This is a genomic window from Microbacterium cremeum, from assembly GCF_015277855.1.
In the GTDB taxonomy this organism is placed as follows: Bacteria; Actinomycetota; Actinomycetes; order Actinomycetales; family Microbacteriaceae; genus Microbacterium; species Microbacterium cremeum.
In genome coordinates, this window is record NZ_CP063812.1 from 1,628,911 (window position 1) to 1,641,004 (window position 12,094).

General features: G+C 72.1%; 12 protein-coding genes and 3 tRNA genes. 9 read left to right on the forward strand and 6 right to left on the reverse strand.

The features are described 5' to 3' along the window. Positions 1–12: 12 nt before the first annotated feature. Positions 13–1,083: an aminotransferase class V-fold PLP-dependent enzyme gene (locus IM778_RS07265; protein WP_194411353.1), complete on the reverse strand. Its 1,071-nt coding sequence runs from the start codon at positions 1,081–1,083 to the stop codon at positions 13–15. Positions 1,084–1,164: 81 nt separating this feature from the next. Between IM778_RS07265 and IM778_RS07270 the strand changes: the two genes are divergently transcribed. The 3 genes from IM778_RS07270 (at position 1,165) to IM778_RS07280 (ending at position 3,868) form a co-directional block, all read left to right on the forward strand. Next, complete coding sequence (locus tag IM778_RS07270) at positions 1,165–2,109, forward strand: LysR family transcriptional regulator (protein WP_194411354.1); 945 nt, start codon at positions 1,165–1,167, stop codon at positions 2,107–2,109. 88 nt (positions 2,110–2,197) lie between these two features. Then, the gene (gene gltX / locus IM778_RS07275; RefSeq protein WP_194411355.1) at positions 2,198–3,727 is read left to right on the forward strand and encodes a glutamate--tRNA ligase; all 1,530 of its coding nucleotides are present in this window, start codon (positions 2,198–2,200) and stop codon (positions 3,725–3,727) included. 69 nt (positions 3,728–3,796) lie between these two features. Beyond that, a tRNA-Gln gene (locus IM778_RS07280) sits at positions 3,797–3,868 on the forward strand. A gap of 260 nt (positions 3,869–4,128) precedes the next feature. Here IM778_RS07280 and IM778_RS07285 read toward each other — a convergent pair. Together IM778_RS07285 and IM778_RS07290 are read right to left on the reverse strand one after the other, a co-directional pair. After that, complete coding sequence (locus IM778_RS07285) at positions 4,129–5,076, reverse strand: proline dehydrogenase family protein (RefSeq protein WP_228484800.1); 948 nt, start codon at positions 5,074–5,076, stop codon at positions 4,129–4,131. A gap of 61 nt (positions 5,077–5,137) precedes the next feature. Further along, the gene (locus tag IM778_RS07290) at positions 5,138–6,061 is read right to left on the reverse strand and encodes an aminoglycoside phosphotransferase family protein (protein WP_194411357.1); all 924 of its coding nucleotides are present in this window, start codon (positions 6,059–6,061) and stop codon (positions 5,138–5,140) included. Between the two features lie 95 nt (positions 6,062–6,156). Between IM778_RS07290 and IM778_RS07295 the strand changes: the two genes are divergently transcribed. Genes IM778_RS07295 through IM778_RS07310 form a run of 4 tightly spaced genes read left to right on the forward strand, consistent with a single transcriptional unit; the run spans position 6,157 to position 10,266 of the window. Continuing rightward, on the forward strand, positions 6,157–6,936 hold the full coding sequence (locus IM778_RS07295; protein WP_194411358.1) for a DeoR/GlpR family DNA-binding transcription regulator: 780 nt from the start codon (positions 6,157–6,159) through the stop codon (positions 6,934–6,936). Continuing rightward, positions 6,933–7,874 (forward strand): 1-phosphofructokinase family hexose kinase, encoded by a 942-nt coding sequence (locus IM778_RS07300; RefSeq protein ID WP_194411359.1) that lies wholly within the window; start codon positions 6,933–6,935, stop codon positions 7,872–7,874. The genes IM778_RS07295 and IM778_RS07300 overlap by 4 nt, the downstream gene beginning before the upstream one ends. Positions 7,875–7,906: 32 nt before the next feature. Then, positions 7,907–9,949 carry a PTS fructose transporter subunit IIABC gene (locus IM778_RS07305; protein WP_194411360.1) on the forward strand — a complete coding sequence of 681 codons (2,043 nt, stop codon included), beginning with the start codon at positions 7,907–7,909 and terminating at the stop codon, positions 9,947–9,949. A 47-nt stretch (positions 9,950–9,996) separates the two neighbouring features. Then, entirely contained in the window at positions 9,997–10,266 is a 270-nt protein-coding gene (locus IM778_RS07310; protein ID WP_194411361.1) for an HPr family phosphocarrier protein, read from the forward strand. 81 nt (positions 10,267–10,347) lie between these two features. Here the strand turns inward: IM778_RS07310 and IM778_RS07315 are convergent, their stop codons facing one another. Further along, the gene (locus tag IM778_RS07315) at positions 10,348–10,986 is read right to left on the reverse strand and encodes an MBL fold metallo-hydrolase (RefSeq protein WP_194411362.1); all 639 of its coding nucleotides are present in this window, start codon (positions 10,984–10,986) and stop codon (positions 10,348–10,350) included. A gap of 118 nt (positions 10,987–11,104) precedes the next feature. On the opposite strand from IM778_RS07315, the gene IM778_RS07320 reads away from it, so the two are divergent. Together IM778_RS07320 and IM778_RS07325 are read left to right on the forward strand one after the other, a co-directional pair. After that, positions 11,105–11,180 (forward strand) — tRNA-Glu (locus IM778_RS07320). Between the two features lie 40 nt (positions 11,181–11,220). After that, positions 11,221–11,293: transfer RNA gene (locus tag IM778_RS07325), tRNA-Glu, on the forward strand. 52 nt (positions 11,294–11,345) lie between these two features. Here the strand turns inward: IM778_RS07325 and IM778_RS07330 are convergent. Then, positions 11,346–11,702 carry a DUF202 domain-containing protein gene (locus IM778_RS07330; protein WP_194411363.1) on the reverse strand — a complete coding sequence of 119 codons (357 nt, stop codon included), beginning with the start codon at positions 11,700–11,702 and terminating at the stop codon, positions 11,346–11,348. After that, a complete protein-coding gene (locus tag IM778_RS07335; RefSeq protein WP_194411364.1) occupies positions 11,699–12,061 on the reverse strand; it encodes a YidH family protein in 363 nt (120 codons plus the stop codon). Before IM778_RS07335 ends, IM778_RS07330 begins: the two co-directional genes overlap by 4 nt. Positions 12,062–12,094: the final 33 nt, after the last annotated feature.

Genomic DNA, 12,094 nt, shown 5'->3' on the forward strand with positions numbered 1-12,094 from the left:
TGACGGGAGGGCTCAGCGCCCGAGCGCGGTGAGCGCGAGCTCGACATCCTCCGCGTCGTTGAAGACGTGGAAGGCGACCCGGGCCCGGCCGGCGCGCCCCGACGCGGTGATCCCGGCCGTGGTGAGGCGCGCCAGGTCGGTGCCGTCGGGGTCGTCCCACGTCACGATCGCAGATGGTCGTGCCGGACCGGCGAGTCCCAGGCCGTCGCGGAACGCCGCAGCCAGTCCCGTCGTGTGGGCGTACGCGTCGGCGGCGTCCAGCGACGCGAACAGCTCGAGCGCGGGCGCGGCGCCGACGAACGCCTGCCAGGCGGGGGAGAGGTCGAAACGGCGGGCGTCGGGGGCGAAGTCGATGTCGGGTCCATAGCACGACGACCACGGGTCATCGCCCGCGTACCAGCCCGCAGACGTCGGCGACATGCGCGCCATCAAGCGGTCCGACAGGGCGAGGAACGACACGCCCCGCGGCGCGCACAGCCACTTGTACGCGTGGCAGATGACGGCGTCGAAGGCGGAGGCGTCGACCGGCAGCCAGCCGACGGCCTGAGTGGCGTCGCACAGCGTCAGAGCCCCGCAGCGGGCGGCGGCGTCGCTGATCGCGACGGCATCCGCGACCTCGCCGGTGGCAGACTGCACGATCGAGAAGGCCACGAGGCTCGTCGCCGGCGTGACGTGCGCGGCCAGCTCGTCCAGGGGAGCGGTGCGCACCCGGATGCCGCGCCCGGCGTGCACGAAGGGCAGCACCAGCGACGAGAACTCGCCCTCGGGCACGAGCACCTCGGCTCCGTCCGCAAGGGCGGTGGCCACCGCACCCGTCGCCACCGACACCTGCGAGCCGATCGCGACGCGCTCGGCGCCGATCCCGACGAGCGCCGCGAAGAGAGCACGCGAACGCTCGACCGCGGCGCTGTAGGCGGCGAGGTCGGGGTGTCCGGCGGCGGAGGCGTCGAGGTCGGCGCGGAGCGCCCGCTGCGTCGCCACCGACGGCAGACCGACGGTGCACGCGGCAAGGTACCCGCGGCCGCCCGTGAAGGCGGCGCGCGCATCGATCGCAGAGGGTGAGGATGGGAGCGTGGCGACCATGAACCCAGGGTCTCGCCGCCGATGCCGCATGTCTACGGCAGGTGTTCGATGGTTTTCATCACGCGGGCTTATGATTCCCGCATGACCGACGATGCCGACGACGACCCGGGGTTCGGCGCGCGCGAGCTGCGCGTCGTGAAGGCGATCGCCGATGCGGGCTCGATCACCGGGGCCGCCGCGGCGCTCGGCTACAGCCAGCCCGCGGTCAGTCAGCAGCTCAAGCGGCTCGAGCAGCGCCTCGGGGTCGCGATCGTCGAGCGCGTGGGCCGCAGCGTACGGCTCACCGACGCCGGACGGGTGCTGGCTCGTCACGCGTCTGCCGTGACGACCGCGCTGGATGCCGCCGCCGGCGAGCTCGCCGAGCTGCGGGGCCTGCGCGCCGCCCGGGTGCGACTCACGGCGTTCCCTTCGGCTTCGCCCACGATCGTGCCACGACTTCTCGCGGAGCTCGCCGAGCGGCATCCGGGGATCTCCCTCACCTACGTCGAGGCCGAGCCGCCGGAAGCCGTCGACGCCGTGCGGGAGGACCGCACCGACATCGCGCTGACCTTCAGCTACCCCGGCGATCGCGACGACCCTCATGGGTCGAGCGCCCACGGGCTGTCGGTGCGATCGGTGGGCACCGACGAGCTGCTCGCCGTGCTGCCGGCGTCGCACCCGTCCGCCGGCGCCGGCCCGCTCGACGTCGCCGAACTCGCCGACGACGACTGGATCGCAGGATGCCCGCGCTGCCGCGGGCACCTGCTCGAGGTGTGCGGGCGCGCGGGATTCACGCCGCGGATCGCGTTCGAGACCGACAACTTCGTCGCGGTCGAGGGGTTCGTGGCGCGGGGAATCGGCGTCGCGACGCTGCCGCGCATGGCGGTGGAGTCGTTCCCGCAGCTTCCGGGCGTCGCGATCGTGCCGCTGCCGGCGGGCGAGCAGCGCACGATCCACACCGTGACCGCCCGCGGCGCCGATCGGGTGCCGGCCGTGAAGGCCACGCTGGCCGCGCTCACGCGACTCGTCGGCCCGGCGGGCGACTGACTGTGGCAGCGTCGCCACCGCGGTCGAATGACCGTCGGGGAGCGGGCGACCCCGGGCACGAGGCATCCCGCAACTAGACTTGCAGGCGATGCCTTCTTCGCCTGATCCCCGCACCACGACTGCGACCGGGGCCGACGTCCGCGTGCGGTTCTGCCCGTCGCCGACCGGCCTCCCGCACGTCGGACTGATCCGCACCGTGCTGTTCAACTGGGCCTACGCGCGCCACCACGGCGGCAAGCTCGTGTTCCGCATCGAAGACACCGACGCCGCGCGCGACAGCGAAGAGAGCTATCTGCAGCTGCTCGAGGCGCTGCGGTGGCTCGAGATCGACTGGGACGAGGGCGTCGAGGTCGGGGGCCCGCACGCGCCGTACCGGCAGTCGGAGCGGCACGGCATCTACCGCGAGGTGCTCGACAAGCTCATCGCGGCGGGCGCCGTCTATGAGAGCTACTCGACCGCCGAAGAGATCGATGCGCGCAACGAGGCCAACGGCCGGGCGAAGCAGCTCGGCTACGACAACTACGACCGCGATCTCACCGACGAGCAGAAGGCCGCGTTCCGCGCCGAGGGCCGCGAGCCCGCGTGGCGCCTGCGGGTGCCCGACGAAGACCTCACGTATGTCGACCTCATCCGCGGCGAGGTGACGTTCCCTGCCGGCTCGTTCCCCGACTTCGTGCTCGTGCGCGCCGGCGGCGTGCCGCTGTACCCGTTCGTGAACCCCGTCGACGACGCGCTGATGGGCATCACCCACGTCATCCGCGGCGAGGACCTCATGCCGTCGACGGCGCGGCAGCTCGCGCTGTACCGGGCGCTCGTCGACGCCGGCGTCACGACCTTCATCCCGCGCTTCGCCCACATGCCGCTGGTGCTCGGGGAGGAGGGCAACAAGAAGCTCTCGAAGCGCGACCCGAAGGCCGACCTCTTCCTGCAGCGCGAGAAGGGCTTCATCCACGAAGGACTGCTCAACTACCTCGCCCTGCTGGGCTGGTCGATCGCGCCCGACCGCGACGTGTTCTCGCTCGACGAGCTCGTCACAGCGTTCGACATCGTCGACGTCAACCCCAACCCGGCTCGCTTCGACCAGAAGAAGGCCGAGTCCATCAACGGCGATCACATCCGGATGCTGGATCCCGACGACTTCGCGGGGCGCCTGGTTCCCTATCTCGCCGGTGCCGGCGTGATCGCCGACCCGCCGACGCCGGTGGAAGGCGCCATGCTCGCGGCCGCCGCGCCTCTCGTGCAGGAGCGCATGCAGCTGCTCGGCGACGCGCCGGCGCTGCTCGGGTTCCTCTTCACCGACTCCGTGTCGTATCAGGAGGACGCTCTCGCCGCGCTGCCGGCGAACGCCGGCGAGGTGCTCGTGGCGTCGGTCGCCGCCCTCGAGCTGCTGCCCGAGCCGGAGTTCACGACGGCGGCCGTGCAGGAGGCCCTCGCGGGAGCCCTCGTCGCGCCGGCTGAGGACGGCGGGCTCGGGCTCAAGCCGCGGATCGCATACGGACCGCTGCGCGTCGCACTGAGCGGCCGCCGGGTATCGCCCCCGCTGTTCGAGTCGATGGAGCTGCTCGGCAAGGCCGAGACGATCCGCCGGCTCGCCGCCCTCGCCGACGCGCGCGGGTGACTGCTCGGTTTGGAGCACGTGCCGCGGTCGCGTAGACTTGATCCTCGGCACGGCTTCGGCTGACAGCCTTGGGGTATGGTGTAATTGGCAACACGGCTGATTCTGGTTCAGTTGTTCTTGGTTCGAGTCCAGGTACCCCAGCAAGACGAAAAGCCCCGGAAATCCGCAGCAAAGCGGACCACCGGGGCTCTTGCGTTCATGGGCGGATCAGGCGACCTCCCCGGAATCCCTCCGGCTCGGCTGAGCCGCGGTCGGGTGGCAAGCGGTCAGCTCGCCTGCCCGCCATCGAAGAGGCACCTGACAGGTTCGAGCTCTCGGGTGAGGACGTTGGCCTTGGGATGCACGGGAAGCGGCGAACCGCTCCTGAATGCGCTCGAGCGAGTGAAGGCTGAGCGTCGGTGTCAGCGGCCGAGATCGGCGACCGCGGCGAAGAGCCGGTGCGGGTCCTCGGCGATACGGTTGAGGACGTACAGCCACCATTCGCGGCCGAACAGCACGTACTCGCGCGTTCGGTAGCCTTCGGCGCTCAGCCGGTCGAGCAAGCGCGTGCCGAGGCCCATCAGCATCTCGAACTCCACGTGGTCGGCGCGAAGTGCGTCACCGTGGTGAGCGACCAGTCGTTGTACGAGCGACGCGTCGTGCGTCGCAAGCGACACCGCGTGGCGTGACGAGACCAGGCGGCCGGCGAGCGACAGGTACGCGTCGTACATCTCTTCGCTGTCGCGGCGGTAGGCGACATCGTCAGTCTCGAGGAAGGCGCCCTTCACGAGCCGGATGCGGCCGGGAAGGGCGAGCACGCGCTCCAGGTCGGCGGGAGTCCGGCGCAGCCGGGCCTGAAGCGTGATGCCGACGTGCGGGTGCTCGACGGCCAGGCGCTCGTAGAGGTCGAGCACGAGATCGGTGCGATCCGATCCCTCCGCCGAGATCATCAGCGCCCTGTCCAGCGGTGCCGTGGCGCGGGCGAGCTCGGCCGCGTTCGCGAAGCCCAGCTCGGGGTCGATGATCGAGCCGACGTGCGACAGGTCGAACGACACTGTCGCGGGAAGGCCCGCTGCGGCGATCGCGTGGGCGAGGCCGACGAACACGGCCGTCTCGGCCGCGGCGACATCGGCCGAGCGGATGCTCTCGCCGACGTACTCGATGCTGCCGAGGTGTCCTCGGGCGGCGGCGCTGCGCACCGCCGCGAGCGCGTCGTCCGGACTCTCGCCGGCAATGTACCGCTGCGAGAGGCGCCGGGCCACTGCCGCGATCCGCGGGTCGGCGAGCATTCGCTTCTTGAGGTCTTCGTCGAGCGCCCAACCCCGCAGCACGTCGGCCGTGCGCTCCCAGTCCGTCTGATCGATGTTCACGGATCTCACGGTACCGGCGCGGGCGATGCCCGAGCGGCCGCTGCCGGATCGCCTGCCCTCGTCAGCGGGCGGTGCCGAGGATCTCGGGGATCGCGTCGCGGGCGAGGGCCGCATAGTCCGGCGCGTCGTCGCTGTGGGTGAGCAGCATCACCACGACGGCGGCGGCCCAGGCGTGGGCGCGCTGCCACGTGTCGGCGTCGTACGCCTGGCTTGTCGACGCGCGGAACGCCTCCCTGCCGCGACCGTCGAAGGCGAGCCAGACCACCGCGAGGTCGTAGGCGGGATCGCCCGCGGTCACGTCGCCGAAGTCGATGATTCCGCGCAGCCGGCCGCTCTGGGCGACGAGGTTGCCGGGGTGGAGGTCGCCGTGGATCCACACCGGGCGACGACTCCAGGCCGGAGCCGTGACGCCCGCCTGCCAGATCCGTCGCAGGTCGTCCGCCGCGTGCTCGTCCAGCGTCGCGGCGCGGCGCAGGCCCTCGAGGCGCTCGTGGAACACCGCGTCGCGGGTTTCGAGCGGCCGCCCGCGAACCGGATTGACGGGATGATCGGCCGGGGCCTCGACGTGGAGGGCCTGCAGCGCACCGGCGAGGGTCGCCGCCCAGCCTGCGCGCGAACGCCGTGGCACGTCGAGTCCGCGCGTGCCGTCGATCCACGGCACGACCGACCACGCCCAGGGGTAGCCCGCAGTGGGGCGCCCCGCGACGATCGGATCCGGCACGCGCACCCCGGTCGCCGACAGCCGCTGCGCGATGCCGGGGAGCGCGCGCTGCTCGTGAAGCACCAGCGGCGCGGCGAGCGCGCGGCGGGGGAGACGCACGGCGGCGTGGTCGCCGAGTCGCCACACCTCGCTGTCCCAGCCTTCGGCCACCTTCTCGAGCGGCAGGGTCTCGGCGGCGGGGATGGCGTGGGACGCCTGCGACGCCACGAGCGAGCGGACGAGGGCGGCATCGATGGCGATCTCGGCGGCGGGCTTGTCGGGCACCGTTCGACCCTACCCAGGCGGGATCACGTGGTTTTGCTTGTGTATGTGTTGATATGTGTTGTATTGTGTGGGAATCCGACGAAGGGTGAGAACCGGTGTACGCAACGGAGCGCCACGAGCAGATCGAACGCCTGCTGATCGCAGACGGACGCGTGAGCGTCGTCTCGCTCGCCGAGCGCTTCGACGTCACCACCGAGACGATCCGCCGCGATCTCGACCACCTCGAATCGATCGGGGTTCTTCGCCGAGTGCACGGGGGCGCCGTCCCGACCGACCGGGCGAGCACGCGAGAGCCGTCGATCGCCGAGCGGCTGCAGCATCACGGCGCCGCCAAGGAAGCGATCGGCCGTCGCGCCCTCGACGCCCTCGGCGACGGCTTCCGCGGCTCGGTGTTCCTCGATGCCGGCACCACGACCGGGGCGGTCGCGGCCGCGCTCGCCCCGTCACTCGCGCAGTCGCATGTCGAGGTGGTGACGCACTCGCTCACGCTCGGGCACGCGCTCGCGGGCGTGCCGGGAGCGTCGCTCTCGTTCATCGGCGGCCGCGTGCGCGGTCTGACCGCCGCGGCCGTCGGCGCCGACACGGTTCGCACGATCCAGGGTCTCCGGCCCGATGTCGCCTTCGTCGGCACGAACGGGGTCTCGGCGGTCTTCGGGCTCAGCACCCCCGATCCCGACGAGGCCGCGGTCAAGCGGGCCATCGTCCAGGCGGCGCGACGGGTCGTCGTGGTCGCCGACGCCGAGAAGCTCGACGCCGAGCTCCTCGTCGGCTTCGCCGCGCTTTCCGACATCGACGTGCTGGTGACGGATGCCGCGCCCGGCGCCGAGCTTTCCGCCGCGCTGGACGAGGCCGGCGTGGAGGTGTGGCACGCATGATCGTCACGCTCACCGCCAACCCGTCGCTCGACCGCACGATGACCCTGCCCGCCGCCCTCCGACCGGGCGAGGTGCAGGCGGCGAGCTCGGCGCGAGAGGACGCCGGTGGCAAGGGCATCAACGTCGCCCGCGTCGTCTCGGTCGGGGGAGCGGAGTGCGCGGCGGTGCTGCCGCTCGCCCTCGACGACCCCTTCGAGTCCGCCCTGCGCGACGGCGGAGTGCGCACCGTGCGCGTCCCCGTGCGGGGTCACGTGCGTGCGAATCTCGCGATCACCGATCCCGCCGGCGTGACCACCAAGCTCAACCTGCCCGGCGCGAGCCTGTCGCCCGACGAGGCGTCCGCGCTCGTCGACGCCGTGGTCGCGGCATCCGCGGGCGCGCGATGGCTCGTGCTCGCCGGCTCGCTGCCGCCCGGCGTCGACGACGACTTCTACGTCCGGGTGATCCATGCGGTGCGCCGTGCGCACCACGCGCAGCCGATGATCGCCGTCGACGCATCGGGCGGGCCGCTCGCGGCCGCCGTCGCGCACGCCCGGCCCGACCTCATCAAGCCCAACGACGATGAGCTCGCCGAGCTGGCGGGCCTGCCGCTGGACGGTGCCGACGCCGTCTCGGCGGTGCTCGGGGTCGCTCGCTCCCTCGTGCCCGTCAAGGTCGGCGCCGCGCTGGTCACGCTCGGCGCCGCCGGCGCCGTGCTGGTCGAACCCGACGGAGCCTGGGCGGCGACTCCACCGCCGATCCGCGCGGCGAGCACCGTGGGCGCCGGTGACAGCTCGCTCGCCGGATACCTCTTGGCGCACACTTCGGGCGCCGGGCCCGAGGAGCGCCTGCGCCATGCCGTCCGCTACGGAGCGGCGGCGGCATCCCTTCCCGGAACCCAGCCGCCGGCGCCCGCCGATCTACCCGCGGGCGACGTGCCCGTCGTCCGCCTCGCCTGAACCGCCACCCCACACGACCGCAGGAGGTCACCGTGTCCGACACCATCACACCCGGCCTGGTCAGCCTCGACGCCCGTCTGGGCGACGACAAGTCCGCCGTCATCCGCGCTCTCGCCGAACGCGTCGTCGCTCAGGGGCGAGCGACCGATGCCGAGGCGCTCTACGCCGACGCGTGGGCGCGCGAAGAGAAGGACGAGACCGGCCTGCCCGGCGGCATCGCGATCCCGCACGCCAAGAGCGAGGCCGTCACGACGCCGTCCCTCGCATTCGCGCGCCTCGCACCGGGCGTCGACTTCGGCGCTCCCGACGGCGCGGCCGACCTCGTCTTCCTGATCGCGGCGCCCGCCGACGCCGCCGAGGCGCACCTCGCCGTGCTGTCCAAGCTTGCGCGCAGCCTCATGCAGGAGGACTTCACCGCCGCCCTGCGCGCTGCCGCCACCGACGAGGACGTGGTGTCGATCGTGCGCACCGCGATCGGCGAGGGGGATGCCGCGCCCGCCGCCCCCGCCGCGACCCCGGCCGCGACCCCGGCCGCGCCGCCGGTCATGGCAGCGGAGGGCGGGCTCACGGTCGGCGGACGCCCGGCTCGCATCGTCGCGGTCACCGCGTGCGCGACCGGCATCGCGCACACATTCATGGCCGCCGACGCGCTCACGGCGGCCGGCAGGAAGGCGGGTGTCGACGTCGTCGTCGAGCCGCAGGGCTCGAGCGGCTACCAGGCGCTCCCGAGCGATGTCATCCAGGCCGCCGACGCGGTGATCTTCGCCACCGACGTGGACGTCCGCGAGCCGCAGCGTTTCGCGGGCAAGCCGGTGATCCGCTCCGGCGTCAAGCGGGGCATCGAGCAGTCCGACCAGCTGGTGGCCGAGGCCGTCGCCGCAGCCAACGACCCGTCGGCCACGCGCGTCGGCGGCGACGCCGCCGCTGTCGCCGCGACCTCCACCGAGAAGCTGTCGTGGGGCGCGCGGATCCAGCGGATCCTCCTCACCGGCGTGAGCTACATGATCCCGTTCGTCGCGGGCGGCGGGCTGCTCATCGCGCTCGGCTTCCTGCTCGGCGGGTACGACGTCAACGAGAACGCCGGCACGGTCGTCATCGAGAACGCGCTGTGGAATCTCCCCGAGGGCGGCCTCGGGCAGTACCTCGGCTCGGTCGCGTTCATCATCGGCGCGACTTCGATGGGATTCCTGGTGTCGGCACTCGCCGGCTATATCGCGTTCGCGATCGCCGACCGCCCCGGGATCGCGCCCGGATTCGTCGCGGGCGCCGTCGCGGTGTTCATGAACGCCGGGTTCATCGGCGGCATCGTCGGCGGTCTGCTCGCGGGCACGGTCGCCTGGTGGATCGGCCGGTTCCAGGTGCCGCGATGGCTGCGCGGCCTCATGCCGGTCGCCATCATCCCGCTGCTCGCCTCGATCGTGGCATCCGGGCTCATGATCCTCTTCCTCGGGCGCCCCATCGCGACCCTCATGGAAGGCCTGAACGCCTGGCTCACCGAACTCGCCGGGACCGGTGCCATCGTCGTGGTGGGCATCATCCTCGGCCTCATGATGTGCTTCGACCTGGGCGGACCGGTCAACAAGGTCGCGTATGCGTTCGCCGTCGCGGGCCTCGCCGCCGGTTCCGCCGAGAACCCCACGCCATACCTCATCATGGCGGCGGTCATGGCGTCGGGCATGGTCCCGCCGCTGGCGATGGCGCTCGCCTCGACCGTGATGGCGCGCAACCTCTTCCCGCCGGTCGAACGCGAGAACGGCAAGGCGGCGTGGCTGCTGGGCGCGTCGTTCATCAGCGAGGGGGCGATCCCGTTCGCCGCCGCCGACCCGCTGCGCGTCATCCCCGCCTCGATGGCGGGCGGCGCGGTCACCGGTGCGCTCATCATGGTGTTCGGCGTGGAATCACTCGCTCCGCACGGCGGCATCTTCGTGCTCTTCGCGATCGATCCGATCTGGGGCTTCCTCGTGGCGCTCGCGGCCGGTACGGTCGTCTCGGCGCTCGCCGTCGTCGCCCTGAAGAAGTGGGTCGGCCGCAAAGAGCTCGAGCAGGCGGAGGCCGCCGTCGCCGTGGCGGCGTGAGAACGACCTCCGCAGAGTCTGCGACCCCGAGAAGGAGAGAGAAGAAGATGGCACAACGTCAGGCCACCATCGCCAGCAGCTCCGGGCTGCACGCGCGTCCCGCGAAGCTGTTCGTTCAGGCGGTCCAGTCGAAGCCCGTGCCCGTCACCATCGCGGTGGACGGCGGTCCCGACCTCAACGCCGGCAGCATCCTGTCGCTCATGGGATTGGGCGCCTCGCACGGCACCGTGGTGACCCTCAAGGCCGAGGGCGACGGCGCCGATCAGGCGCTCGACGAGCTGGTCGCGCTGCTCGAGACGGATCTCGACGCCGAATAGGACGAGAAGAGACGAGACGAGGATGCTGCGGATCGAAGCCGTCGCGGCATCCTCGTCTGCTCTTCCACGACGGCGCTCGCCTTACGTGTCGGCGGCGTCGCCCGGGTCGAGGGCGAGGAACTCGCCGCCGCCCTGCTCGGTGGCCCACCGCAGGCGCGCGCGGCCCATATCGCGTCCGACCACCGACAGCGTCATGTCGTGCGTGCCGAACGCCTGGCGTGGCGCGACGGCGAGCACGAAGTCCATCGCCTCGCCGATCTTGAGCCACGGCGCCCCCACCGGCGCCGCCAGCAGCGATATCTTGCGGCCCGCGGGCACGGCGTACGAGTCGCCGGGGTAGTACAGCTCGTCGTTGACGAGCACGCCGACGTTGTCGATGACGGGGATCGACTCGTGGATCACCGCGTGACGCCCGCCGAAGAACTCCAGGTGGAACGGGTCGACGTCGACGGTGTCACCGGGGCGGACCACGGTGATGTCGTAGCCTGCCGCAGCCCTCGCAACTCCCTCGGGGCCGAGGATCGGCGTGCCGGGGAACGCGCCGAGGAGGCGATCCAGGTGATCGGGCGTCCAGTGATCGGGGTGCTCATGGGTCAGCACGATCGCCACCACGTCGTCGAGGTCGCCGAGCGGTGCGGTGAACGATCCAGGATCGATCACGAGCGTCTTCCCGGAGTCGACGACGGTCAGCGTGGCGTGCTCGAACTTGGTGACTCGCATGTGTCGAGTCAAGCGTCCGCCGCGCGCGGCGGCAAGGCCGCGCACGAGGTGCGCCCGGGCGTGGCGCGGATTTGGAGCGACCCTCTGCCGCATGGCATAATCGAACGGTTGCCTGAACGGCCCCATCGTATAGCGGCCTAGTACGCCGCCCTCTCACGGCGGTAACGCGGGTTCGAATCCCGCTGGGGTCACCAGTCAGGCAACAGGCGCAGCATCACGCTGTGATCGCTGTACGGCCCCATCGTATAGCGGCCTAGTACGCCGCCCTCTCACGGCGGTAACGCGGGTTCGAATCCCGCTGGGGTCACCGAAGTCGAACGCCCGGTCCGCCAGGACCGGGCGTTCGTCGTCTTCACCGGCTACAGCGCGAACGGCAGCAGCACCAGGGCGGCCGAGAGCAGGCCGCACCCGACGACGAAGACCGTGAGCAGCAGCAGCAAGTCGGCGCCGGGCAGGCGGTCCGCGCGGTCGTCGAGGAGCGCGCGGTTGAGGCGCGCGTGGCGGGCCCGTGCCCGCACCCACAGCATCACGGCGAAGCCGACGCCGAGGATGCCCGGCACCAGCCAGGCCTGCCGTGCGTCGGGCGTGGGGGCGATCGCGGGGAGCACGCGCAGCGCGATGAGCGATCCGACGCCGATCGCGAGGGCCGTCCGGCGCCAGGCGAGCTCGGTGCGCTCGGGCTGCAGCCCCGGATCGAACAGGAGGCGTTCGCTCATCGCAGCACGACGCCGAGCAGCACGAGCGTCCCGACCAGCACGATGGTGGCGGCCAGCGCGATGCTCGCGGTGGAGCCCGGCAGCGGCGAGGCCGAGCGCAGGGCGCGCTCGGTGCGGCCCCATTCGAGCCACGCGAGCACCGGCACGACCAGACCCGCCGCGATGAGGACGAGGGATGCCGCGAGCCGCAGGCCCGGCTGGAGGTCGAGGCCGAGCGCCTCGAGCGCGACGCCGCCGGCGATGAGCGCCAGCGCGGTGCGGTTCCACGCGAGGAACGTGCGCTCGTTGGCGAGGCTGAACCGCGCGTCGGGCTCGTCGCCGATCCGGTAGACCGACTGCGGGAATCTCGTGCGCGTCACCGCTCCACAGTATCGGCGACGCGGCGTCGCGCC